Source organism: Brevibacillus laterosporus, assembly GCA_007833815.1.
Classification (GTDB): Bacteria; Bacillota; Bacilli; order Brevibacillales; family Brevibacillaceae; genus Brevibacillus_B; species Brevibacillus_B laterosporus_D.
Window position 1 is genome coordinate 5445914 of sequence record CP033464.1, and the last position, 23769, is coordinate 5469682.

General features: G+C 41.4%; 20 protein-coding genes. 6 read left to right on the top strand and 14 right to left on the bottom strand.

All coding sequences use genetic code 11. The annotated features are described in order from the left end of the window. Positions 1-115: 115 nt before the first annotated feature. Positions 116-967 (bottom strand): MurR/RpiR family transcriptional regulator, encoded by an 852-nt coding sequence (locus EEL30_26685; protein QDX95537.1) that lies wholly within the window; start codon positions 965-967, stop codon positions 116-118. Positions 968-1171: 204 nt separating this feature from the next. Here EEL30_26685 and EEL30_26690 point away from each other — a divergent pair, with 204 nt between their 5' ends. Beyond that, the gene (locus EEL30_26690; GenBank protein ID QDX95538.1) at positions 1172-2593 is read left to right on the top strand and encodes a peptidase; all 1422 of its coding nucleotides are present in this window, start codon (positions 1172-1174) and stop codon (positions 2591-2593) included. 316 nt (positions 2594-2909) lie between these two features. Here EEL30_26690 and EEL30_26695 read toward each other — a convergent pair whose 3' ends face one another. Further along, complete coding sequence (locus EEL30_26695) at positions 2910-3911, bottom strand: M23 family metallopeptidase (GenBank protein QDX95539.1); 1002 nt, start codon at positions 3909-3911, stop codon at positions 2910-2912. A 226-nt stretch (positions 3912-4137) separates the two neighbouring features. On the opposite strand from EEL30_26695, the gene EEL30_26700 reads away from it, so the two are divergent. Beyond that, positions 4138-4887: a response regulator gene (locus tag EEL30_26700; protein ID QDX95540.1), complete on the top strand. Its 750-nt coding sequence runs from the start codon at positions 4138-4140 to the stop codon at positions 4885-4887. A gap of 133 nt (positions 4888-5020) precedes the next feature. Here the strand turns inward: EEL30_26700 and EEL30_26705 are convergent, their stop codons facing one another. Then, a complete protein-coding gene (locus tag EEL30_26705) occupies positions 5021-7021 on the bottom strand; it encodes an NADPH-dependent 2,4-dienoyl-CoA reductase (protein QDX95541.1) in 2001 nt (666 codons plus the stop codon). Between the two features lie 130 nt (positions 7022-7151). Between EEL30_26705 and EEL30_26710 the strand changes: the two genes are divergently transcribed. Then, on the top strand, positions 7152-8063 hold the full coding sequence (locus EEL30_26710; protein ID QDX95542.1) for an NAD(P)-dependent oxidoreductase: 912 nt from the start codon (positions 7152-7154) through the stop codon (positions 8061-8063). 24 nt (positions 8064-8087) lie between these two features. On the opposite strand, the gene EEL30_26715 is transcribed toward EEL30_26710, so the two are convergent. The 6 genes from EEL30_26715 to EEL30_26740 form a co-directional block, all read right to left on the bottom strand. Next, positions 8088-8552 (bottom strand): hypothetical protein, encoded by a 465-nt coding sequence (locus EEL30_26715; GenBank protein ID QDX95543.1) that lies wholly within the window; start codon positions 8550-8552, stop codon positions 8088-8090. A gap of 103 nt (positions 8553-8655) precedes the next feature. Further along, positions 8656-8958 (bottom strand): hypothetical protein, encoded by a 303-nt coding sequence (locus EEL30_26720; protein ID QDX95544.1) that lies wholly within the window; start codon positions 8956-8958, stop codon positions 8656-8658. A 263-nt stretch (positions 8959-9221) separates the two neighbouring features. Beyond that, complete coding sequence (locus EEL30_26725; protein QDX95545.1) at positions 9222-10703, bottom strand: LytR family transcriptional regulator; 1482 nt, start codon at positions 10701-10703, stop codon at positions 9222-9224. A gap of 582 nt (positions 10704-11285) precedes the next feature. Next, complete coding sequence (locus EEL30_26730) at positions 11286-13322, bottom strand: integrase (GenBank protein ID QDX95546.1); 2037 nt, start codon at positions 13320-13322, stop codon at positions 11286-11288. Between the two features lie 110 nt (positions 13323-13432). Beyond that, on the bottom strand, positions 13433-13651 hold the full coding sequence (locus EEL30_26735) for a hypothetical protein (GenBank protein ID QDX95547.1): 219 nt from the start codon (positions 13649-13651) through the stop codon (positions 13433-13435). 23 nt (positions 13652-13674) lie between these two features. Next, positions 13675-14640, bottom strand: a complete 966-nt coding sequence (locus EEL30_26740; protein ID QDX95548.1) for a hypothetical protein — start codon at positions 14638-14640, stop codon at positions 13675-13677. Positions 14641-15009: 369 nt separating this feature from the next. Between EEL30_26740 and EEL30_26745 the strand changes: the two genes are divergently transcribed. Further along, positions 15010-15624 (top strand): undecaprenyl-diphosphatase, encoded by a 615-nt coding sequence (locus EEL30_26745; GenBank protein ID QDX95549.1) that lies wholly within the window; start codon positions 15010-15012, stop codon positions 15622-15624. A gap of 74 nt (positions 15625-15698) precedes the next feature. On the opposite strand, the gene EEL30_26750 is transcribed toward EEL30_26745, so the two are convergent. The 5 genes from EEL30_26750 to EEL30_26770 form a co-directional block, all read right to left on the bottom strand. Further along, the gene (locus EEL30_26750; GenBank protein QDX95550.1) at positions 15699-16850 is read right to left on the bottom strand and encodes a glycerate kinase; all 1152 of its coding nucleotides are present in this window, start codon (positions 16848-16850) and stop codon (positions 15699-15701) included. Positions 16851-16888: 38 nt separating this feature from the next. Next, positions 16889-18157, bottom strand: a complete 1269-nt coding sequence (locus tag EEL30_26755; GenBank protein QDX95551.1) for a GntP family permease — start codon at positions 18155-18157, stop codon at positions 16889-16891. A gap of 222 nt (positions 18158-18379) precedes the next feature. Beyond that, positions 18380-19531 carry a carbohydrate diacid regulator gene (locus EEL30_26760; GenBank protein ID QDX95552.1) on the bottom strand — a complete coding sequence of 384 codons (1152 nt, stop codon included), beginning with the start codon at positions 19529-19531 and terminating at the stop codon, positions 18380-18382. Positions 19532-19620: 89 nt separating this feature from the next. Beyond that, the gene (locus EEL30_26765) at positions 19621-20907 is read right to left on the bottom strand and encodes a hypothetical protein (GenBank protein ID QDX95553.1); all 1287 of its coding nucleotides are present in this window, start codon (positions 20905-20907) and stop codon (positions 19621-19623) included. Positions 20908-21079: 172 nt separating this feature from the next. Further along, the gene (locus tag EEL30_26770) at positions 21080-22045 is read right to left on the bottom strand and encodes a helix-turn-helix domain-containing protein (GenBank protein QDX95554.1); all 966 of its coding nucleotides are present in this window, start codon (positions 22043-22045) and stop codon (positions 21080-21082) included. Positions 22046-22182: 137 nt separating this feature from the next. Between EEL30_26770 and modA the strand changes: the two genes are divergently transcribed. Next, positions 22183-23013 carry a molybdate ABC transporter substrate-binding protein gene (gene modA / locus EEL30_26775; protein QDX95555.1) on the top strand — a complete coding sequence of 277 codons (831 nt, stop codon included), beginning with the start codon at positions 22183-22185 and terminating at the stop codon, positions 23011-23013. Between the two features lie 53 nt (positions 23014-23066). Next, complete coding sequence (gene modB / locus EEL30_26780; GenBank protein QDX95556.1) at positions 23067-23756, top strand: molybdate ABC transporter permease subunit; 690 nt, start codon at positions 23067-23069, stop codon at positions 23754-23756. Positions 23757-23769: the final 13 nt, after the last annotated feature.

Sequence of the window (23769 nt, forward strand, 5' to 3'; positions counted from 1 at the left end):
GTCAATAATTTTATTTAATTTATGAATCAACATTTCAATACAAAATAAAAAAAAGATGGGTAAAAGAGCAAGGATGCAGCATAATGGCAAGCATCCGCTCATCTAATCACCTCTCCTACCTGCTAGATTTTAATACTTCTTCACGGATTTCATTGAAATGATCAATAACCGTTTCACCTATTCGATTAAACACGCTGACATATAAGGCATCCACAATCGTTAAATGCATGATTCTGGAAGCAAAACTACCTACACGAAAATCCTGTTCAATGTTTGGCGTACATAGTTTAATATCAGCTTCTTTGTACAAAAGAGATTTCGTTAAATTGGTAATAGCGATTACGGTTACTTGTTTCTTTTTTGCAAAACGTACGATTTCCAGTACCTCTTTTGTATTACCACTTACGGAAATGGCAATCAATACTTCCCCTTTTTTCATATTGGACACGACAGGGAGCATCATGTGAAAATCAGTAGTCATCTCAGAGTAATAGCCGATCTTCCTGAATTTATGACATCCATCCAAGGACACCACTGATGAACCACCTACACCGTAAAATACGACGCTTTTGGTCTGTAAAATGGCCTCTATGGCTTTTTCTAGCTCTCGTTTATCAAGAGAAGTTGATATTTCCTCAATGGCAGTCTTGTTGTGATACTGGACTTTTTGAAACAATTCATATGGCTCATCCTGCTTTTTAATAATGGAAAAGTCGCTCATATTCATATCTGAGCGGGTCAAATCCCGAACTAATGCTAGCTTAAACGACTGAAAGCTACTCATCCCAATCGATTTACAAAACCGAACAACGCTCGCTTCGCTTGCCCCCGATTGTTGGGAGATTTGTTTTGTTGTCATGGTTGGAATTAATTCGGCATGATTTACAATATAGCTTGCTACTTTTTTCTCTGCCTGCGTAAAGCGACTTAATTGACTTTCAATCTTGCTTACAATCATGGAATGCATGTTATTCCCCTCCGTTCTTCTCTAGTTTTACCACATCTTACCTAGTTTGTAATAGTAGAAACTAATCTATTAGGATAAATCACAATTAATTTTTTATATTAAATTCAAAAAAATGTAATAAATGAGAATGGAATATTATGTATTTTATTGATAATATAGTATTTGAGATGTTAATTTCATCACAAAGGGAGGTTTATTATTTATATGTTAAAAAAAGTGTTATTATCTGTCGCTATTCTCTTTACAACCGCTTTTAGTAATGTAAGTTTTGCCAAAGAAGTAGTAGAAGAGAAAGAACATGTGAAAGAACAAGTGAAAGAGCAAGTGACAAAGAAAAAGCCAGACAAGTCCCTTATTAAAGAAGTAGATTTAGGCTCAGAAAAGCTAGGAAAACCTCTAGGAGATAAGCTAGTTGTTGAAGAAGGTGCAAAAGACCTGCTTGAGCCTGAAGAAAAGACTGTCGACATTGATGACACTCTGTCGACCGCCAAAAAGAAAAAATCCGCTACTGCCGAAGCTGAGGCAGAAAATACGGACGCAAGTAACGCTAAGCCAATCACAATCGACTCCATTCACTCCGGTACCATCAATAAGGAAGGCGAAATTAGATGGTATGCTTTCTATAATACTAAGCCTGGAAAATTAACCGTTTTCCTTCAAACGGTTCGCTCCACTGACGTCAATTATGATCTGCATTTATTTAAATTAAATGAAAATACCATGAAACTTGAAGATGAAATTATCTCCTCCTATCAAGCAGGGAAAAACGAACAGGTTGCCCGCATCGCCCCTGAAGGCTATTACTACATAGCCGTAAACTCAGTTCAAGGCTTTGATACAGCTAATACATTTGCTCTCGTAGTCAAACACTCCACTACCTACGACACCTCTGAACCCGATGACAACGCATGGCTCGCTCATGAGAAAGAATCCACAACCTTTACCAATACCCAAACCATTGATAATCCATTCGATGAAGATTGGAGCTACTTCCACGTACTAGAACCAAAATCAATCTCTGTCACTTTAAACAATCAAATTCCAGGTACCGTTTATCGTGCAGATATATTAGATGCAGCAGCAAATGTACTCGCCAGCCTCGATCAAAACAAACAGTATCTCATTAATTTCCCTAAAGGTGACTATTTTGTCCGTGTTCTCTCTTCATCAGGCTATAGTGATTCTCAGACCTATACGTTAAGTGTTAAAGACCAATCAGTAGCTAGCTCTGTTATCATCAGTAGCATTAATTCAGATGGAGGTGTGGAAGGTTTAGTCGATTATCCTCAGGGGAAAAAATGGAGAATTAAAAATAATATTACCGTACATGGAAAAGCATACGATGCCAATGGCTACCCCGCTTATAATGTTCCCATTACGGTTTATGTCGTGACTCGTCTGAATAATACGGTCTATTCAGGTACAGGAACAGCTGATGCGAATGGTAATTTTAGTATCGCTGTTAACGGAATTGGTCCAGCTATCGGTCAGAACACCCACTACCTCTACTCGTTTATACACTATTATGATGTGATTCCGCTTCTAGTGGCTAGTGGATCAACGAAGCTGAATTCTAATGTAGACAGTGTCTATCACTTCGCTTACTCGCTTTATAATAGAAGCTAATAAATCCCTATCTGTGTAGATAAAAAACGTAGCAAGAAGCTTTATACTCATGCTTCTTGCTACGTTCTCTTTATTTCTTGCAATCAAAATTAAAATGTTATTTATGAATTAGCCGAGAACACTCGTGATTTTAATCATGAGATGAATCGGCTTCGGACAAAGCGTGTCTTCTGACACGTTAATTGTCCGACTACTTCTTTGAATAACTAACCGTATCTCGACAGCTTTCACTTGATTGCTAGACTACATTCTTTGGATGTCAATAGGTCTTGGTCTTGATCTGCATCATAATAAGTTACTGCCAGTTTGAAAAATTTTATGAGCCCTTCTTCATGATCTCGCCACGTATCGGGTTGACATTCCCTTCCCATTTAATACGAACTGACTTATTCTCCATAACCTCAGGTGAGTTAGAGACTTGAAAATGAATATGTGCTTCACTAGAATTACCTGAATTTCCACACAGGCCGATGACCTCGCCTCGTTTTACCTGATCTCCTACTTTTACTGTAAGAGATCCTGTTTTTAAATGCGCAGTGACACTGTACTCGCCATTCCCATGGTCAATAATCACATGATTACCGAGAAGTTGTGTTTTATTCGTCGTACCAACTGGGTCATTATCAGGGATTTCGTTTTCCACCTTCACTACCTTTCCGTCTGCCGCAGCACTTACCTCCTGCCCGTAAGCATAGTAGCTTTCATTCTTAGTAGGGTCACCCTGATGGGACTTTCCTTGCTTCATGATAACCAAATCGTAGGCATAGCGTTGACTTTCATAATCATAGTGATAGTTAAATAATTCATTGGTCCCTCCCCAGAAGACAAACCAATCCTGTTTGAGAGGGGGAGAATAGACATTTCTGGTAAAGGTTTGATCCGTCTGTGGAAAAGTTTTGAGCGGCATAATTTGTAGTCCCCCAATTTTTTGTTGTTGGTCAAATATAGCACTTAATCCCTTTTTCCCACTTTGATCAAGCCACAGATATTGCTGTTGTCCATCACCTATCGGTACAGTAGCTTGTAAAGTATAGCCTGTTATTCCTTCCTGAAAAGGATGGGCAATTTGTTTCAACTGCTCTAGGCTTACTTGCTGCTGAAATTCCTGAGACATTTGTGCATGGATTCGTTCATACTCTTCGTGTAAAAATACATCACCTAATTGCTTGGGCTCGATGGGCTGCATAGTGCTTCCAATCTCCTTTTTTTGCACTACTTGTTCTTTCCCAGACTGATTAACCATCTGTTGCTCGCAAGCAGTGAGACTTATTCCCACCGCAACTACTAAAAGTAAGGGTTGGCAAATAGATCGTTTCATGAATAAACCCCTCTCGAAATTATCTCTATAACCATATCAAAATAACATTACAACTCACGAAACTCTGCCTTACGAGTAGCTTACTTTGCACCCCTGTCCTCCTACTTCCCTCCTTAATTCGTTAAGACTGAGTTAAGATCGAGTGTCTAAAATTCCTTCAGAATCATGATATGATAAACCCTAGAAGCATTTTGGAAAGGATACATACATAAAGGAGGAATGGTGCATGCTTCATGCACAACTTTTGGTGGTGGACGATGAGCTAGCCATCGGTAAAATGCTAACAACCGTTCTCTCTAAAGAAGGGTTTGAGCATGTGGATGTGGCAACCTCAGCCGAAGATGCCTTGAATGCCTGTCAGATTAAAACCTATGATCTTATCCTATTGGATGTCATGTTGCCTGGAAAAAGCGGAATAGAGAGTATAAAAGCCCATCTCCGTCGTTATTTACAATCAACAGAACATGAGCCAGTGCCAATCATTCCGGCTACAATCTATGATTTTGGCCATTTTCAGTTAGATGAACAAGCTGGAGAAGTGAGAGTAGCCAACAAGGTTGTCGATTTCCCCGCTCAGGTTTATCAGTTTCAGCGGATGGTTGATAATGTAATTGCAAATGCCATCCTGCATAATCCTGTAGGTACACCTATTGAAATTTGCTTGGTAGCTTGTGAAACGGATGGCTTGGATGTAGAGGGCTTCTCGTTAACGATCCGCGATTGTGGTACAGGAATGGAACCCGAAGTTACCCAACAATTATTCGAACGCTACTATCGTGGAACCAATACAGAAGGATTGACCCAAGGAACTGGATTAGGGATGGCAATTGCCAAAGAGTTAGCATTGGCACATGGAGGAGAAATTCAGGTGGCAAGTGAGCTTGGGCAGGGGACGACTATTCAATTTACATTTCATAAAGAGAAAAGTTTATTCCCTTCTGATCATCTAAAAAGCCTCTCTACCCACAGTAAATAATAAAAGTGGGTGAGAGGTTTTTTGAAATATTTTCGTTCGAGCACTTCAATTCTGTGATTCTATGTGACGAAAAAAGTAACGCATGACTTCATGTAGCACTAAAAGCTCCTTTCATGCGCCAGCTTTTTAAACACTACACTTCTCTCCCCACGCTCATGCCCTCCCATATTGCTCGTTTTGCATCCAATTCTCCTGCTTCTTTAGCTCCACCAATCAGATGAACTTTCATATCAGGTGGCAAAGAATCCACAAGTATCCGATTAGGCGTGCTTCCAGCAGCAATAATAACCGTGTCTGCCGGGATAAATACTTCTTGTTCTTTCTCTATAATACGCACACCATCTGGTAGAATTTCTTTGTACTCAATTTCTGTTTTCGTCACTACCCCGTGTTTCTTTAACAACGCCAGCACGGCCCAACGCGTGGTTTTACCCAGTCCAGTCCCAACGTGCTTGCCCCGGCGCAACAGCGTGATAGAGCGCTTGTTATGTTGCATGCTCACATATGATTTTGCCGGCACAATTCCATACTCTGCCAAATATTGACCTGATTCTGCTGAAAAGCTAGTGTTCGTTACCAATAAATGAGACAAATCGCAGGCAATACCCCCTGCTCCAATGATCACTACCTGTTGACCCACTGGTACCTTTCCTGTAAAAACATCAGCATAGCTTACGACATGTGGTAACTCCATTCCTGGAAGCTTTGGTGATCGTGGCGTCACTCCGGTAGCAAGAACCACTTCAGTCACTCCCTGAGCGACAAGTTTGTCACTGGTTGCCTCTTCTCCCAGATGCATCTGTACCCCAAGCCTCCGTAACTCATTCTCATAGTAACGGAGCGTCTCCTTAAATTCGCTCTTACCAGGGACCTGACTGGCAAAATTGAGTTGTCCACCTAACCGAATATTTTTCTCCCATAAAGACACATCATGTCCACGCAATGCCAACACTCGCGCTGCTTCCATCCCAGCTGGACCGGCTCCGATAACGGCCACTTTCTTGATCGCTTCTGCTGGCGTAATGCTGATATCCCATTCGCGCCCTGCTAACGGATTAACTAAACATGAAGCCGTCTTTCCTTCAAAAATATGATCTAGGCAAGCCTGATTACAGGCGATGCATGTATTTACTTCAGCAAAACGACCAGCTCTGCTCTTCGCAACAATATATGGGTCTGCCAAAAATGGACGCGCCATAGAGACTAGGTCACTATGCCCCTCTGCTACAATTTGATTAGCCAAACGAACATCGTTTATTCGATTGCTAGCAATAACCGGGATGCCAACTGCCTCTTTGATCGCTTTCGCTACCCAGACATATGAAGCCCGAGGGACCATCATTGAGATGGTCGGCACTTGCGATTCATGCCATCCAATTCCAATATTCAGGGCATCTATGCCAATTTTCTCCAACCATTTTGCAAATTGAACGGATTCTTCTAACGTCGTGCTATTTGGCATGACATCTAGTCCGGACATCCGAAAAAAAACAGGGTACTCAGGACCAGCCACTTCCTTAACTTGTCTAGCTATCTCCAGTCCAAAACGAGCACGTCGTTCAAAGTCTCCTCCCCATCCATCTGAACGTTGATTGGTCACAGGGGACAAAAATTGATTAATCAAATAACCTTCCGAACCCATGATTTCAACTGCGTCAAACCCTGCCTCTTTTGCTCGACGCGTTGCATTTGCAAAAGCCTGAATGGTATCTAAAATTAATTCCTCATTCATTTCGATAGGGGCCGTTCTATTAATGGGTGCTTGCAGTGGAGAAGGAGCTACAGGATCGAGACCAGTCATTTCCTTGTAAGCATAACGCCCCGCATGGAAAAGCTGTAGCGCAATCCTTCCCCCAGCATCATGGACTGCACGGGTCATATTATAAAGTGGTTGAATATGCTCATCTGCGTAAATGTTTGTAAAACCTACGCCGCCTCCCCCTTCTGGTAGGACGGCAGCGCCCCCGGTGACAATTAAACCTGCTTCCCCCTTTGCTCGCTCTACATAAAAGGCAGTAAGACGCTCATAACCATGATCTAATGCTTCCAATCCCACATGCATGGAACCCATAATGACACGGTTAGGAAGTTGTAAAGTAGCAATTTGAATCGGTTGGAAGATATGCGATAACATCCGACATCCCCACTTTCTATTTTTTGAATGAATGTTCACTCATTTCTCTACACACTTCAAAAACTCCTTTTTTTCTGACGATGTTTGCATTGCCCTGTTATAATAAAGGCAAATCATTCATTAAACAAAACTGGAGGAGATTACACTGGATACGATTGGATTTATTGGACTTGGTACGATGGGACTACCTATGGTACAAAATTTACTAAAAGCTGGCTTTCCTGTACATGTCGTTTCTAGAAGCCGTGGTCCTATAGAAAAAGCTGTTTCTTTTGGAGCCATTGAAGCTAAAAGCCCTGCTGATCTAGTGGAAAAGGTGGATGTCTTACTAACCTGCTTACCTCTTCCCTCCACGATTGAAGAAGTTTATTTTGGAGAAAATGGTATTTTAAGTGCCGATCTGACGGGAAAATTAGTGATTGATCACTCAACAGTAAGCCCCTTATTGAACCAACGTGTGTTTGATGCTATCACAGAAAAGGGTGGCTCTTACATGGATGCTCCTATTAGTGGTGGCCCCATGGGTGCTACTGCTGGCACTCTAGCTATCATGTGTGGCGGTCTAGAAAGCAATTATGAGCGAGCCAAACCGGTATTTGAAGCACTAGGGACGAATCTGTTCTACTTAGGTAAAATCGGCAATGGTAGCATTGCTAAGCTGATGAATAACTACATCATCGGAGTACATACAGCGGCTCTAGCTGAAGCTTTCATTTTAGCTACCAAAGCAGGGGTTGATACCACTCAATTGTATGAAGTTCTGTCTGCAAGCACTGGTGACAGCAAAATGTTGCATCGTATCGTTCCATTGGTACACCAACGTGATTTTGATGCTCGTTTTAGCAATCAATTGCTATATAAAGATATGCGTATTGCCGGAGAATTAGCTCAAGCGTACGAGTTGGACATGCCAATCAATAAGCTTGCTGAAGAAATGTACCAACAAGCTTGCGAAAGATATCCTAGTGAAGATATGGCCGCTTTGTTTAAAATTTATGAAGAAAAAACGGGAATTATGGTAAAAGAAAAGGCTCTCGATTGAGAGCCTTTTCACCTTTTTATCATGTTAATAAGTGATACGAACCAATTTCCCAACATGCGCTGCTAGGTTTGTAATCACTGTTTCCCACTCACTCTTCTCATCCATTGGATTTAATGGAAGCATAAAATGAAAATCGGCAATCCACTCTACTTCCGACTCCTGCTCTGGTGATAGCATGCGTTTTTTACTGGTGATAGCGATCTCTGGCACAATTGCCTGAGTAGCTTTCCACAAAGCATTGGTATCACGTCCATCTACAAGATAGGTAACCTCTACTTCAAATTCACACATATTTGCTTCTTCAAGCGGAAATAAGTGAATAAAAGCTACAGGAGCACCTTCCCTTGTTTCATCTTCCATGAATCTAATCTCTACTTCGTGGTACTCTTCCCCCTCTAAAATAGAGCGTTCTGTTTTAAGCAATACCTCTGTGGTTACACCGTAGGCTGAAAGTTCCTCATCCACTTTTGCTACCAATATATCTAACATAGTCTTCTTCCTCCTCATGATGCACTTCATTCATCATACTGAAATCAGGGGAAGCCGTAAAGTTACACAAAAAGAAACCGTTTTCACAAAAAGAAAAATGATTTCAGGATGTCGGATGGCAGTCTTTTTTGTCCAGAAATTCTGACAACCATATCCGTCTCACATCTTTGTTAGGACAGTATCCAAGCAGATAACTTTCTCCCAACATATACTTTTCTTTTAGCCACTCCTTATGCTTACCGAAGAAGGCATTTTGAAATTCGATTGGCATTTGTTGATATTCTTCCAACGCAGAAGGGTGTTTGAGGAAATAATCTTCATCATACAGGATTTCATCATCGTTCTGACGACTAATAAAATACAAGAATAAAAGAACAAGGCCTGTATTCACCAAAAACAGTGTCATACCTATCTCCCCTTTCCCTTAAAGCCAATTCCATTAGTACATTACGTATATCCCTATAAATATTCTGATTGTTCTTTTTATTTTATCACGTTTTTACTCTTTGGTAACTACTTCATATCCCCTACTCAACAAATTATTTGGAAAAATTTCATAAATCATGAGGCATAATAAAAAACCAGTTGGAGATCTCCAACTGGTCTGATTATAAAAGGTTGTATGCTAAGCATATTCAAGCATTTGTATTCATGGTATCCGTTCAGCCTTTAGGACGCCTGTCTATCTGGCAGTATTACACTTCCAACAGAAGGTGAACTAGGAGATGAGGGTGGCGTGATAGTTACCGGTGGTGGTGTTACTTCATGATTAGAGGCTGGGGTGTTCTGTTGGAAAGTAGGTGCGTCCATAATATCAGCTGGCGGTGAGTTGCCCTCTGATTGCGATCCACTATCTCCACCAATAGTTTCTGAATCATTCACACCGTTTTGTTGCTCTTGATCGGTACCCTGTTGTTGCTCATTCATGGTGCCGTTCTTGTTTGTTTCAGAATCTTTTTCTTCTGGTTGGACTTTGTTTACGGATTGTTTTGATTGAGTTGATTCCTGTTTCTGTTTCGGTTTGGAATTGTTTACATATTCCACAACTTGATTATCAAATGGAGAATCATTGTAATCAATTTTAGCTAACTCATTGCTATCTAGCTTCATAGCAGATTGTAGCGTTTGGCGAATCTCATCTCTTTTGCTCGTTGGTAACAGTGTATAGCTTGTGCTTGAGCTCCAGAAAGCCCCGCTGTCTACTACAACGAAATTATCCATGTTAAAGTTTTTAAAGTCATTCGCAATGCCTAGTATTTGTTGCTTACTAAAGTCAGTGTGCACATGATCACCAGATGTCTCAATCACTTTAGGTAATTTAGCAAAACCTTCGATCGACAACATCTTATTCATAATTTCCTTAATTACTTCCTGCTGTCGATTGTTTCGATCAAAGTCGTTGGAATAATACTTGGTCCCGCGATTATCATGACGATGGCGCACATAATCAAGTGCATTCTTACCATTCAACACTTGTCTACCTGGATTAAGGTTAATATGCGTGTTATCAGTTGGATCATCGTATACGAGTCGACGATCTATATTGACTTCCACTCCACCTACTGCATCAACGACCGCTTTAAATCCATTAAAGTCTACCTCTACATAGTGGTTAATCGGAATGCCTAACACTTGTTCGAGAGTCTTTTTGGTTAACGTAATTCCGTTTTCTGTAGGCGTTTGCCCTTTTGCTTTTGCCTGACGCCGCTCAACCTCTCCATTGGCAAATACAGCATTCACCTTATGATATCCTCGGTAGCCCGGAATTTTTACTCGAGTATCCCGAGGAATAGAGATCATTGTCACTTTTTTCGTATCTGGATCAATGACTCCAACAATCATTACATCGGTATTAACGGAACCTGTCTCTTCCCTGGTATCCCGTCCCAACATGACGACAGAGATAGGTTTACTGGAGCTGTAGCTCGAATCAACAGGTAATGTACTTTTCACATCTTGATAAGGATCTTCCGTTGCTTTATTCATAGCATCATCGATTGTTTTGTACACATAGAAGGCATAGGCGCTACCACTCAAAATCAGTAAAGCTAGTAGGGTGAGAAGAATTACGCGCAGCTTTGTCTTCTTTTTCTTGGGTTTCTTCGGTTTGGAAGCGGTGCGCTTACTCGTGTTCGCAACCGTTTCTTGCATATGTAATCAGTCTCCTTATGTGACAAAAAATCTTGTCACTCGCAATCTATGTTCCTTCGTTAGACAGCCAACTTCTTGGAAAAATTTCAACTCTAGCCTCTTGTCTCACAATTCCCATCATTATAAATTGAGTTTTCGTAAAGTGAAATAGAGCTTTACACCTATTTTAGCTAAAAACTACATCCTCTATCATACCACAAGCATGTGGGATTTTGTAGAAAAATGTCTATCATAATAGAAACCCCTTTCGCTAATGAGAAACGAAAAGGGGTCGGAAAAATGTAGCTAGCAAGTACTTACTAGGAGAACACAGAAGAGCTATTGCATCCCATGAGGTGCCTGGCTAAACCCTTGTACTGGCTTGCTTTCATTCTCATGTTTTGCATTTTGACCACTATGGTGAGCATCTCCGCCATGACGAATATGATACTTATCGTTTTTGCCTTTGATTTGCTTTGCCATCTGCTCTCCTCCTTTTATCTTGCTTCCTCTATTGTGTGAGTATACCGCTTTCGCCATGCATAGATAGGCCAGAAATAAAACATCCCGTCTCACTTAAATAGCAAGACGGGATGTAAGTGATTATGCTTTTTGCCTAGTAGCAGCTATAACCAATTCAGTGATGGCTGGTGGATAAATCTCAGGAGCACCATAGAGGCGGAACTTGCCATTCTCTACAAGTCCAGTGATAGCAAACATGCTCCACCCCTCGTTCATCACTATTTCTTGTTCTGTTACAAATGAGAGTTGTTCACCATTTTGACGCGTTAAGGCATACTCAGGCTGTTTTTTGCCAGCGTAAGCAAACATTTCTTCCAGCACCACTTGCGGTTGCAAGGAAGCTTGGTGCAGAGAATGAACAGCTTCTTTGGACAACAGAGTACGCATACGATACGCTTCTGGCAAATCTTCTTTTAGTTGACCAATCAAGCTCAGCATGTCAGCAGTCAAGAAAATCTTATGCTTCTTATCTAGCCATTTGAAGAATGCTGTAAGTACAGAAAGCAAATTGATTGCCAAGGTTTTGGAAGGAGAGTCTACACGTTCCAATACATCATGAGCTAAGAAATAAGCGACATGCTGAATACGTAATGTGTTCCAATCAAACGAAGGACTAAATGCATTACGGATAAATGTACGGAACAAATTCATAGTTTCATCATATTTTTTCATCGTTAGCTCAGACTTTCCTGCTGTCATTTCCTCTACGAAAGAAGCAATGTCAGCTAACACTTCTGGGCGAACAGTAAAAATACTCTCCGGCAGACCTTCGATTAACGGACGATCCAACAAGTTAGCTACATGATGAAGGCGATTTGGCATGGACAGTTTTGTTTTTAGCACTTCTACGTTCATAAAGCGCGCAATACCGTGGCCCATCCCCTCCTCTTGTTCTAACTTCTCCACGATCTGATCAAGAGCATCTTTTAACTCTTGCTTATCAGAAGCGGCTACCAACAATGGTGGTACGTCCTGAAGCTCTATCTGAGGCGTCTGTACCCATTTCTCCGTAAAGTAGCTCTGGATAGTCCATTGCAACACTTTAGGTGGTAATATAGGTACACTTGTGATGAACAAAGTACCTTGAGCCAATCTAGTTCCTGTCGAACTTAACTGAGTAATAAGCACTTCTTCTGTTGGAACACTTAGCTGAAGCGCATCACTCGCCCTTTCGACACCTGGTTTATATCCTTCAATAGTCAGTCGATTTTTTTCTAAAATCAATTCAGCTGCTACCTCATGAAGTTCCAATAAGGCACTATCCAAAGAACGAATCAGGAACTCGTCCTTTTGCGTAGCATAAATCCAAATCTCGTGAGAAGCTTCTTGCTTTTTAGATTCAAAGGAACCATGTGTTTTTAATAAGCGTCTGATTTCAGGAGCGTGCACACCTTCATAAACGAAGCGAACCATGCTCTCTTCCTCAGGTTCTTGCTCATAGCTTACACCTTGTTCATTTAAACGCTTGTAAAGAGCTAGTGAAATAGCTTCTCTATCCGCACTCTGAACATTTTTTACAATAGATAGCAATTCTTTTTTTAAAGAAGCACTTACCATTAAACTACCTGAAAAGATAGAATCACGGTAGCCGAGAGGAATTAACCTACCTAGCAATAGTTGTCCTGGTTTTAGTACAACGGATTGGGAAGGGATTAGATTGCGTTCCTGATTGTCGTACACATCAGTAACGACAGTCATATTTTCTGTAACAGATGTAATCTCGTATAGACCCAATTGAAGATGTAACAAACCATCTTTTATCTCTTGATCCATTCGTTTACCGTATTGAGCGATGAAATGTTCAAGGATAGAAACACCCTCGTTTTTCACATCGAACACGTACCAATTCATAAAATGGTCCATCCAGCGTGGTTGGAACAGCTCTTTTATAGAAAGGCCCGTTTCTTCAGCAAAACGATCTCTCGCCCTACTTATTTCTAAATCGCTTACATGCTGCACGACATACTTGGTTAGACGTTCTGTCCAAGTAGCAAACTCTTTGCGCAGCTTTTGCTCGCGAGCCATACGTACATGGGCAATGTCCGTTACAACACCACAGCACTTTTTATATTTCTTACCGCTGCCACATGGACACAGTTCATTTCTACCGACTGACATGGGGGGTTGTTTCTCCTTTCGACCCAGCTAACCTTCAGCTAGGAATTGCCACAATCCTTCTAGTTATATCGCATTTCCCGAATTGATTGCAAGTTATTCTACCCGAATATCTAGTAATCAATACTAATATCTGCGTATGCTTCCCATTTTTCAATAAAAAGTTGTAGCTTTTTGATAAGCTTCTCAACTCTTTCACGTTCAGCAACACATTCAGATATCGCTTCTAATTGATTGGTGGAAAAAAACTGCACCACCAACATTTCCATATGCTTTAAACGAGCCTCATACTGCAAAATGATCTCTCGGATCACATAAAATCTCTTTTCCATGCAAATGGACTCTTCTGTTTTCATTATTCTTGATCTAATGTAGTCACAATTGTTTTGATGTCGGTAACTACCTGTTCGTTTTTATGTTTCTCTTTCATTAGGATTTCAATCGCATCCATGTTACTTTCTTGGAAATGTGAAATAACCTCTTGGGACATTTCTGCATTGCGTTGATCCAAAAGAGACGCTGCCTTGCTTAATAGTTGTTCTACTTCTGTTAATACGTTTTTCGTTTGCGTTGTAATCATGATTTTTTCCTCCTGTACCGGTTCTAAATTTTTTCCTTGTGGTTCGGTTTGCTCAAGTGCTGGTTTTTCGACGAGAGTATCTGTCGTAGCCACTTGTGCCTCTGCGGCTTCCACTTCCTGTATAGCTATTGCCGTATCATCTTGGCCGTTTACGTAAATGTTTTCACCGTTAACCGTAAAGCGTCCGTCCAATTCTGGTGCAAAAATACTTTCTTTAATGGACAGCTTCAACTCATTCTCCACCATGTGGAACAAAAGTCGGATGGAGAGTCTGTCGATTGCTTTACTAACCAAAAATTCATAAATGGAGTCATTGGCGAGCTTCCATTCAGCAAGATACCAACGATCATCTCCATCGTACTGAATAAAACGTGGGTCTTTATCCAGTGTTAGCAATTTCGTGATCTGATTCCAGGAAAAATGGGTATGTTGACGCAATTCACGCATCATTTGGTCTAAATTTTTGGGAGAGTGGGATTTTCTCACAAAACGATATGCCTGATCAAATAATTGATGTGGTTGGTAAGAAAGCTCTAGTATTGCTTCCGTTCTTCCAACCTTTATGGGCGAATCAGTAAGCTGCATGGCTTCGGAGAGGGTTGCTTCCGCGCTTTTTCCATTTGGCATAAGACTCAGTTGCTCTTCTAGGCGCGCAATGATATCAGTTCTTGGAAGTGAACGCTCCCCTGGCCGAAAAACCTTCTTGATGTAACTAGCGATGGTATATGTTGGCCTCTTCATGAACATTCTCCTTCTGCATTGCAAAGACTTTCCACAAGACGGAATAGTAACCTATATTCTACATCAAAGCAGAAAATCCTACATTTAGTATTGTTTTTTTATGACTGAATGTGATTTTGTAACAGCCTCGTTATCATTGTAATCGCATACATGCTGATCAATTATAGATTCTTTCCGTTTTTTCAGAAACAACTTGCTTGTTCCGTAACCTTTTTCTTTCCTCAAACGTAATGGTAAACATAACGTGTAAATAGCATCTTTGATTTACAGATGGAAATAAAATAGTAGGGATTGGTGGTGGATTTACTACCTCTTCGGTATATAATGGGGAGAGGTTTTGACAGAGTTTATGAACTGGAGGAATTAACGTTGGATTCTACTGTTGTACAAGCCCTCAGCACCTTTGCTGGTTCCTATTCAGTCGTTGGCTGGATTAGTATTTTTCTATCTAAATATGCAGAATACCTATTTTATCTGAGTATCCCGGTTTACTGGTTTTTTGGCAATCGTAAAAATAAACGAATGATTATCCAAACGATTATTGTTTGTTGTATTTCCATGGGACTTAGCTGGTTGTTAGGCCAGCTTATTCCTCGCGATCGCCCATTTGTTACATTGCCACTCATACCATTAGTACCGCATGACGCGGATGCTTCTTTTCCAAGTGACCATGCTACAGCAGCATTAGCCATCGCGGCAACCTACTGGTACTTTATTAAGCCAAAAGGTAGACGCTTCTGGATGACACTCGCAGTCGGGGTCTCTCTTTCCCGCGTATTCATTGGTGTGCATTATCCAACAGACGTTTTATCCGGTATGGTACTCGGCATGAGCTGTGCTTACGCTATTCACAGCTTACTCCCAAGATTTCCTCAAGTAGTAAGCTTAATTGATCAGGGCATTCTTTTGTACGAGAAAATTGAAAGTGCGATTATACCAGCAAAAAAATCAGCTACACGCAAAAAACAGCACACGATCGAATAATCTTTCTTGAAAAAAGACCTTTTCACCACTTGAAACTTCAGCAAGTTTCATGATGAGAAGGTCTTTTTGTTTTCCTATTTTTTCGCCTGCAACATTGCTCCTAGCTTCAAGGACATAGCTACATTGCGCGCCGTCCGCTCCATATTTTGAGCCCCTTCTTGCAAAATCTCTTCTAAGGGAGCCAGATGCGGAATGATCGGGAATAAAAGATCAATTCCATACTCATGCACAACATTGCTTTCCTCGGTCAGGCAACCCGCAATTCCGATCACTGGAACATGATACTGCTTTGCAGTTTTGGCTACACCAATCGGGGTTTTACCATGAATGGTCTGAAAGTCTACGCGCCCTTCCCCTGTGATGACAAAATCAGCATCCTGCACATGTTTTGCCAACCCAGTAGCCTCTATTACGATCTGAATACCACGTTTTAATTCACATTGAAAGAAAGCTAATACACCTGCTCCTAGACCACCTGCTGCCCCAGCTCCTTCAATCTGATCAACATCTTTACCAAGGCATTCTTTTAATTTCTTCGCATAATGTGCTAAATTTTTATCCAGAAAAGCTACTTGCTGTGAGGTTGCCCCTTTTTGCGGTCCAAATACTGCGGAAGCCCCCTTTGGTCCTGTCAATGGATTATCAACGTCACAAGCTACTTCAAAGGTTACCTGTTGTAGACGCGGGTCAAGACCACTTATATCAATTTGATCAAGCTTACCAAGCTCTCCGCCCCCGCTACCAAGATCTTTACCGTTCTGATCTAGTAACCGTACCCCTAATGCCTGTGCTACACCGGCACCGCCATCATTCGTTGCACTTCCACCTAATCCTAGTATGATATGTGTAACGCCTAAATCCAAAGCATGAAGAATCAGTTCACCAGTCCCCCGCGTTGTTGTGAGAAGCGGGTTTCTTTGTTCACGCGGCACTAGCTGCAAACCAGAAGCTGCTGCCATCTCAATAACCGCCGTCTTTTTATCGCCCAATAAACCGTAGAATGCATCCACAGGTTGATCCATAGGACCCGTCACTTTACAAGTAACAATCTCTCCACCAGTAGCATCCACCAGCGATTGAACCGTACCTTCTCCACCATCTGCCATCGGTACCAATACACACTCTGCATCAGGGAAGACTTCTTTTACTCCTTTTTCAATTGCTTCTGCCGCCTGCAAAGCTGTAAGACTTTCTTTAAAAGAATCCGGTGCAATAACGAATTTCATGGTTGTCTCTCCTCTCAGGTGTTACCCTTGCTATTTTTTTAGCCAAGAATTTGGAAGATACCAAACAAAAGGGTAGAAATTACAGCAAGCACCAAACCAATAGCTGTTTCATAAGGAATTAAGCGCAAACGTTCTTTCATCGCCATATTGACGCTACCACCTGTTGCATGGAAGAAGCTTCCGTGTGGCATATGATCAAATACGGTTGCACCTGCATGTATCATCGCTGCTGCTGCAAGTGAGCTTACACCTAACTCAACGATCGTACTACCAAAAACAGAACTTGCTACCACGGTACCAGCTGTTGTAGAAGCCGTAGCCAAAGACATTAGCGCACCGCTAATTGGTGCCAGCAGATAGGCTGGGAGACCGGATGCCGTCAATCCTGAAATAATAACGCCTTTTAACTCTGAGTTGGCAATAATTCCTGCAAGTGTCCCTGTACCAATCAACATGATTGCTACACCAGACATTTTTCCTAACCCATATATCGCATACTGATTAATTTTCTTTGCACGCCCCATAGCAATTGCACCTACAAGACCACCAACTGGTAAAGCAATTAGCGGATCTATATTGATGTTGAATAGAGGACGCAAAGCCAGCAGAACAATCGCTGTAAGCGGTGCCAAAATAGCTGCTCCAAAACTCGGTAATGTACTTCTATCAACTTCATTAATTTCACTTTTTTCTACTTTGCTTCCTTTTTGCGACAGACGCTTGGCAATAAAGTAGGTCACTACTACTCCAAAGATAGCTGGAATAATTCCTGCCGCCATCACGGATGTCAATGGTACGTAAAATGTATCTGCTGCTGCGATCGTGTTAGGATTCGGTGACATAATGTTACCAGCTTTTCCTCCACCAATCATCGCAAGCAAAATTCCCATTTTAGATATATCAGCGCGCTGCGCGATTGCAAGAGCAATCGGAGCTACGGTAATAACAGCTACGTCGATAAAAACTCCCACAGCTGTCAAAATCATCGTCGCGATAGCTAGTGCTAGTAGTGCTCTGGTTTCGCCTACTTTTTTCACAATGGTCTCAGCGATCGTGGATGCTGCTCCCGATTCAATTAGTACACCAGCCAAGACACCAGCTGCAAGGATACGTAGGACAGCTGGAATAACTCCCTTGGTGCCTTCAATCATTAGGGTCACGGTGTCTGGCAAACTGACTCCCCCAATAATACCACCAATCAAGGCACCAGCTATCATTCCATAAGCAGGCGGCACTTTACGTAAAATAAGGACGATTGCTACAACCAACGCTGCTAATGCCCCGAAAACGCTTACGGTTACATCCATGTGTGACTCCTCCTTCTGATTTTTGCTCTATTTGAATGATTGTTATTTCCTGTCTTTATCATAGCGCTTTCATGTAAGCGGATTCATCATCTATAAAAACAAAACTCCCGTCTGCAGGACAAGGAGTTTTTGTTCATTTGCACAAAAAGGGTTGCTTGATTTTAAGAAACTGGAAATTGTTACTCCATCACACTGTCTGGTCATTAATCGCTACTTACATGCTTACTCGGTTTTCAGCTTATACAGCCACATAGCAAATTGCAACGAGATCAAGTCACTAATTCGCTTGGGATCTTTTCCAGTGATGTCATGAATGCGTTGTAATCGGTATCTGAGCGTATTACGGTGAATAATGAGCCGCTTAGCAACTCTGTGCAACTCACCCTCTTCGATCATATAAGCTTGTAAGGTTTGCTGGAGCTCCCCACTTTTATCCAGATTAATAAGATTCTTATACACCTTGATCATCTCATCAGATTTCCAAGAATCCTGTACCGATACCATCAAAGTCTCATTTATGAAATCATCATAGTAATAAACGGTTAATTCTGGAGCCATAGCTTTACCAGCAATCAAAGTGTCTTGAGCAGACTCATAGCAATGCCGTAACCCTTCAGCACCCGAAAAAGCTTTTCCCACCGATATTTTAATAGGTGTGATTAACTGATTTTTAAGCAATGATAAAATTTGCTCAACACCTTCACAAATAGCTTCCTCATCACGATAATGACGTGATTCTTTTACTAATACAATCTGCTTAGAATTCTTAATTGCCATCATCTCAATGGTATCGCGCGTCTCCAATAAACCAACCATTTGGCGTAATGTGGTGTAAGCTCGATCATCCGAAATCCCTTTATCCATTAATTCAATGACCACCGCCACCCTCTTAATGGATAAATCGATTTGCAACCGCCTAGCCTGTTCCTTCCATAAGGTTACATTTTGCTGTTCAGAATGTATGATCGACAACAAAAAATCTTCACGTAACCGCTTATCCAGCTTGGCTTGCTCTAGTAGATAGGATTGTTCTAGAAACATCTCTGCTGTCATTTTGACAAGCTCCCCATACTTCGTCACTTCCCGAGGATCGCCAGTTATACCAATAACACCTACAATTTCGTTTTGGAATTGAATAATTAAATTGGTTCCAGCCTGAACACCAACCAGACGGGTCACATCTTCTGGGTATACTTCAAAACGACCTTTACGCTCAATAGCAATAACCGCACCTTCATGCTTTTGATGTAGCCTCTTTTTATCACCTGAAGCGATAATATATCCATGCTCATCCATCACGTTTACGTTATAACCAATTACCTTCATCATGCGAGTAACAATTGCCTGCGCGAGCTCTTGTGTAACTTGCAACACTCCGACCACATCCCTTTATTGTTCCAAAAAACCATCGGCTAAGGCTCTCACCTCTTTCGATGGTTTTTTGTATAACATAGTAGATAGCGTTATGCAAAGTAGAAGTAACGCAGATAGACGTATAAGTGAGATATGAGTAGCGTAATGATTGTAATCGGGAACGCTACCTTGAAGAACATTCCAAAGCTAATCGGATATTTTTCTTTCGTAGCCATCCCTACAACAATTACGTTAGCGCTGGCCCCGATAATCGTTCCGTTACCACCCAAACAAGCACCTAGCGCAAGGCTCCACCACAGTGGCTCCAGATTAGTAATACCAAGGCTCCCCATTTCTTTAATCATTGGGATCATCGTAGCTACGAACGGAATGTTATCAACAAAAGCAGACGCAATCCCACTCATCCACAGAATGATAAGAGATGTCTTCATGGTATCGCCTTGTGTGAATACGATTGCTTTTTCAGCCAGAGAAGCAATAACCCCCGTGTTCACCAGACCAGATACCAATACAAATAATCCTGCAAAGAAGAAGATAGTATTCCACTCCACTTTAAGTAAAGCCTCTTCTAAATAATGCTCTCCTGTCAATAATAGCAATAAGAAAGCTCCCACTAATGCAATCGTAGCAGATTCTAAATGGAATACGCCATGCAAGCCAAAGCCAATAATGGTTAGTGAAAGAACCGTTAATGATTTCTTTAATAAAGTAGGATTAGTTAATTCCTGCTTTTCATCCAGTAACATTAGTTTCTGTTGTAATTCTGGTGTTGTCTGTAATCCCTTGCGATAAACCAATAGCAAGTAAATGATGGTGACTACGAGTATAATAGCTATCGCCGGAGCCATATGTACCAAGAAAGCCACAAAGGTTAATTCAGGTACAGCACTCCCAATCATGATGTTTGGCGGATCACCAATCAACGTTGCAGCTCCCCCTACATTGGAGCAAATGATCTCACTAATCAGATAAGGAATCGGATTTACTTTCAGCTGACGAGCAATACTAAAGGTGATAGGTACCATGAGGAGAACAGTCGTTACGTTATCCAACAAAGCAGAAGCAAAGGCTGTAATTAAACTCAAGGCAATCAGAATTTTAACAGGGTCTCCCTTTACTGCCTTAGCCGCCTTAATGGCAACGAAGGTAAAAACGCCTGTTTGTGCGGTTATACTCACGATAATCATCATCCCGATTAATAGCCCTAGGGTATTAAAATCGATATGATGAATCCCTTCTTCCTGCGTAACTATACCCGTGAGGATCATGAGTAATCCCCCTGCCACCGCAACGATCGTGCGGTGCAGTTTTTCACTGATAATAAAAGCATAAGTAATTAGAAAAATCGCAATTGCTAGTAATGCTTGATTATCCACTTGATAACCTCTCTTTCTTTCTCCTGAAGTTTATTGTTATATTATCCAAAAGATGGATGTAAAAAACGACAAAAAGAGCCCATCTAATGACAGGCTCCTCCATAACACATTCATATCAAGTTTACACCCTTTAGAATACCGGGATTTTGATCATTTGTAAAGTAAATTATCATCAAGTATTGATGGGTCCCTTCAACTTGATCTGCCCCGTGAGCGTTACATCATAGCCCCCGATCGCTTGTAATTCTTGTTTAAATGCCTCACTTTGTAACAATTGAATGAGACTGTTGACCCAATAATGACTCTCTTCCGTTACTAACATAACCAAATCGTAGTGTTCTTGAATCAAGGGGACAAATTCCACATCTACAATCTTAGCAGCTTTTTCAATCCCAATTCCTACGTCTGCTGATCCTCTAGCTACAGCCGTAGCGACTGCTAAATGACTATGTTCTACATGATCAAAATAACCTGATAGTCGGGATGGCTCAAGCTGATGAAGACGCAATTGTTCATCTAACAAAACTCTAGCTCCAGAACCCGCTTCCCGATTTACCAGTCTAACTCCTGGCTTTTGTAAATCAGCCCACGTACACAGCTGCAAGGGATTCCCCTTTGCTACATACAAACCTGAATGGCGAGCCATCATATGGACAATGAGGTAAGGCCGTCCCGTTAATATGCGTTGTACATAGGGCAGATTGTAGGTACCACTGTCCCCATCAAATAGGTGCGTACTCACGATATGTGCTTCGCCTCGATAGAGTGAGACCAAGCTATTTAAACTTCCTTGGTAGGAACGAAGCGCCCGGATGCTGCCTACTTGCTTCTCTAAATGGGAGGCAAACAAATCTAGCGCCATATCTTGTCCACTTATGATAACTGACTGGATTCCAACAGAAGCTGGTTTATCTGATACGATAGATTTTCCTACTTGAGGAAGGGGGGTAGCGTTACTAGATTTTTTCGATTTTGTTTTTTGCTTGTAGGAATCCAAATCACTTGCATCTACTCGCATCTGTCTACCAACCCGATAAGCAGAGAGCTCCCCCTTTTTTATGAGGTCATATACCGTCAGCTTGGATACTCGCAGAATATTGGCAATTTCTTCTGTGGTATAGGAGATATCTTGAGTCATGGCTAGCCTCCTTTTTACCGAATCTATTTGTTTGTAGAAATATCTTACCATAACAAGTAATCCAAGCTATAATGTTCTTAATTAGATATATCTAAATATAACTAATTATAACCACTTATATCAAAGGAGAGTCTTTCATGTTAGTCTCGCGTAAAAAAAAATCAATTCTGAGCAGTTTGGTCAGTTTCTCCTTGTTACTTGCAACAGTAGGCTGTTCCACCCCAGCACCATCTACCACACAACCTACTACTGACCCCAAATCACAACAAGCTAAAACAGAAATCTTTGTGTCTGCGGCAGCCAGCATGACCGATGTGCTCCAAGATGTGAAAAAAGAATACGAAACGAAGCATCCTGATGTTACACTAACCTACAATTTTGGCGGATCAGGCAAGCTCGCACAACAAATTGAACAGGGAGCACCAAGCGATCTCTTTATCTCTGCCAGTTCTAAGGATATGAATTCATTAAAGGAGAAAAGCCTCATTGCTGAAGACTCCCTAACAAAACTGGTCACTAATGAAATGGTGTTGATTGCACCTAAAGAGAGTACAATCTCCGTTGATTCTTTTGAGAAAATAACGCCTGCATTAGTAAAACAATTTGCCATTGGAGAACCCAGCTCTGTGCCAGTCGGACGTTATACAGAGGAAGCCTTGACAAAATTGGGTCTCTGGGAAAAAATGAAGCCAACTATGGTTTATGCGAAAGACGTACGTCAGGTATTAACCTATGTTGAATCAGGAAACGCTGAACTAGGTGTAGTGTATAAAAGTGATGCACTTACATCAGATAAGATAAAAATTCTAGCAACAGCTAATCAAGAATGGCACAGCCCGATTGTCTACCCTGCCGCCTTAGTAAAAGTGACAAAGCACCAAAAGGAAGCTCAAGAATTTTTAACGTTCCTTACCACTGATTTTTCAAAATCTGCCTTTGAGAAATATGGATTTCATCCTGTAAAATAGTTAACTTATCTTTTATGTATATGCAGAGCAAAATAAAGTGAGGGTACCTTTTCATGCCTGACATTTCTTATTCCCCGCTCTACCTGTCGTTGCAGGTAGCGGGGATTTCCACTATCGTTGTCTTTATCAGCGGGTTATTTATCGCCTATTGGTTCTCTCGTCGTCAATTCTTTGGCAAAAGTATTCTGGAAGCATTGTTTCTATTGCCCCTCGTGCTTCCCCCAACCGTTGTCGGGTTTGGTCTACTTCTGCTGTTTGGTAAAAACGGAATAATCGGCAAATTTTTATTGGAGTCTTTTCAGTTTCAAATTGTATTCACCTGGGTAGGAGCAGTTATTGCTTCTGCTGTGGTCTCTTTTCCTCTGATGTATCAAGCTGCTCATGCTGCCTTTCAAAATATGAATAGGCGCTACGAACAGGCTGCCATCATGCTTGGTGCTTCCCCTTGGCGCGTCTTCTGGACCGTCACGCTTCCTTTATGTTGGCCAGGATTATTGGCTGGGCTTGTGCTTTCCTTTGCCAGAGCACTAGGTGAATTCGGGGCCACACTCATGCTAGCAGGCAACATTCCTGGAAAAACAGAAACACTCCCCATCGCCATCTATTTTGCTGTCGAGGGTGGGCGTATGGAAATCGCTGCCTTTTGGGTAGCCATTATCGTTGCCATCGGCTTTAGTACTATCCTTTGGCTTAACTGGTGGAGTAAGCATACGTTAAATCGTCACACACAGATCAAAGATTAGAAGTCAATCTTAC

Coding starts and splice junctions, on each gene's coding strand:
- EEL30_26685 (QDX95537.1), bottom strand. CDS start 967: ATGCATTCCATGATTGTAAGCAAGATTGAAAGTCAATTAAGTCGCTTT.
- EEL30_26690 (QDX95538.1), top strand. CDS start 1,172: ATGTTAAAAAAAGTGTTATTATCTGTCGCTATTCTCTTTACAACCGCT.
- EEL30_26695 (QDX95539.1), bottom strand. CDS start 3,911: ATGAAACGATCTATTTGCCAACCCTTACTTTTAGTAGTTGCGGTGGGA.
- EEL30_26700 (QDX95540.1), top strand. CDS start 4,138: ATGCTTCATGCACAACTTTTGGTGGTGGACGATGAGCTAGCCATCGGT.
- EEL30_26705 (QDX95541.1), bottom strand. CDS start 7,021: ATGTTATCGCATATCTTCCAACCGATTCAAATTGCTACTTTACAACTT.
- EEL30_26715 (QDX95543.1), bottom strand. CDS start 8,552: ATGTTAGATATATTGGTAGCAAAAGTGGATGAGGAACTTTCAGCCTAC.
- EEL30_26720 (QDX95544.1), bottom strand. CDS start 8,958: ATGACACTGTTTTTGGTGAATACAGGCCTTGTTCTTTTATTCTTGTAT.
- EEL30_26725 (QDX95545.1), bottom strand. CDS start 10,703: ATGCAAGAAACGGTTGCGAACACGAGTAAGCGCACCGCTTCCAAACCG.
- EEL30_26730 (QDX95546.1), bottom strand. CDS start 13,322: ATGTCAGTCGGTAGAAATGAACTGTGTCCATGTGGCAGCGGTAAGAAA.
- EEL30_26735 (QDX95547.1), bottom strand. CDS start 13,651: ATGGAAAAGAGATTTTATGTGATCCGAGAGATCATTTTGCAGTATGAG.
- EEL30_26740 (QDX95548.1), bottom strand. CDS start 14,640: ATGAAGAGGCCAACATATACCATCGCTAGTTACATCAAGAAGGTTTTT.
- EEL30_26750 (QDX95550.1), bottom strand. CDS start 16,850: ATGAAATTCGTTATTGCACCGGATTCTTTTAAAGAAAGTCTTACAGCT.
- EEL30_26755 (QDX95551.1), bottom strand. CDS start 18,157: ATGGATGTAACCGTAAGCGTTTTCGGGGCATTAGCAGCGTTGGTTGTA.
- EEL30_26770 (QDX95554.1), bottom strand. CDS start 22,045: ATGACTCAAGATATCTCCTATACCACAGAAGAAATTGCCAATATTCTG.
- modA (QDX95555.1), top strand. CDS start 22,183: ATGTTAGTCTCGCGTAAAAAAAAATCAATTCTGAGCAGTTTGGTCAGT.
- modB (QDX95556.1), top strand. CDS start 23,067: ATGCCTGACATTTCTTATTCCCCGCTCTACCTGTCGTTGCAGGTAGCG.